We start from the raw sequence: 1128 nt of genomic DNA, 5'->3' as shown, positions 1-1128 counted from the left end.
ATCCCCGGCTACCGCTATCTTAAGACCACACAAAAATGAGGTCTACCAGAAAGATCTGGTGACCTCATAATACGAACGGTCAGGTTAGCGTGGTGCTTAACGGGTTACATGATTTTCATAAACGTGGTAGAATATTCCATGTAAACCGAATTGAAAGGGGACTTGGAATGAGCACAAACAACATCCATGAAACCCAGCCCGAAAAGGAACATTTGCAAAGTAAAGATAATTATTTAGATGAGAACCTTCGCTCTATTCAAAATATTGAGGGTGGAGGACCAATGAAAAAAATAGATTTAAATTCAATGCCGCGTCCTCTAAAAATCTTCGGCTACTTTGTATTTTCAATTTTAGTGTTAATGGGTGCGGTAGCAGTCTTGATTAGTTTTATTCGTTAAATTTAACAACATCACCACGCTGCTCAACTAACGGGTGACGATAGTTGAAGACTAAAAGGGCTGCCACTTGGCAGCCCTTCGTCGTTACGCTAACGGGCAGATTTGCTTAACAACAGAGTTGGGAAAAATTGTAATATGTTAAGAAAGGAGGTAAGGGAATGTATGCACAAATTTTTCTAGGTATTTGGATGCTTGTAATCGGGGTTTGTCATTTTTTAAAACTTAAATTTCTTCTTAGAAAATCCGTAATAGATATTTTAAGTGGGGATGAGCTAGCCTCATTCCAAAAAGGATTGATATTCCCACACATCTTATTAGGAATGACTTTTATTATAATGGGAATTTTTGGAAACAAGGGTATCCTCTCATTACCAGTATTTCTAGGGATATATATTATATTGGGTGCTGTTTCAATAACCATGATTTTAATAAATAACAAAAAACACTCAGGCTATTATATTTGGTAACGTTTCCAGGAATTGAAGTAACGGGAAACGATAGTTCAATGACAACAGGCTGAATCGTTAAACTACCATCGCATCTTATTCAATGATTGGGGTATCTAGATGTATAAAAGCATTCATTGGCATGCGTTTTTCAAAGTGAATACAGAGGAAAAGGCTCGAAAATTACTCTCAAGATTCGAAGAGGTTTGTGAGACGAATGCTGTCCTTTTATCCTGTGAACGTTATTGGAAGGATTCGGCTTTATATGATGTTGGTTTTAGCAC

General features: G+C 37.1%; 2 protein-coding genes. Both read left to right on the top strand.

The window, feature by feature from the left end; translation table 11 throughout:
- Nucleotides 1-167: 167 nt before the first annotated feature.
- Nucleotides 168-398 carry a hypothetical protein gene (locus BK120_RS34245; RefSeq protein WP_076271929.1) on the top strand — a complete coding sequence of 77 codons (231 nt, stop codon included), beginning with the start codon at nucleotides 168-170 and terminating at the stop codon, nucleotides 396-398.
- A gap of 158 nt (nucleotides 399-556) precedes the next feature.
- A complete protein-coding gene (locus BK120_RS34240) occupies nucleotides 557-865 on the top strand; it encodes a hypothetical protein (RefSeq protein WP_076271928.1) in 309 nt (102 codons plus the stop codon).
- The last annotated feature ends 263 nt before the right edge of the window (nucleotides 866-1128 follow it).

Origin of the sequence: Paenibacillus sp. FSL A5-0031, from assembly GCF_001956295.1 — a bacterium.
Classification (GTDB): Bacteria; Bacillota; Bacilli; order Paenibacillales; family Paenibacillaceae; genus Pristimantibacillus.
Note: the sequence above shows the minus strand (reverse complement) of the source record. Positions and strands in the feature narration are given on the sequence as shown.

What these genes read in the sequence shown, in the direction of transcription:
- BK120_RS34245 (WP_076271929.1), top strand. Translation starts at nt 168, where the DNA reads ATGAGCACAAACAACATCCATGAAACCCAGCCCGAAAAGGAACATTTG.
- BK120_RS34240 (WP_076271928.1), top strand. Translation starts at nt 557, where the DNA reads ATGTATGCACAAATTTTTCTAGGTATTTGGATGCTTGTAATCGGGGTT.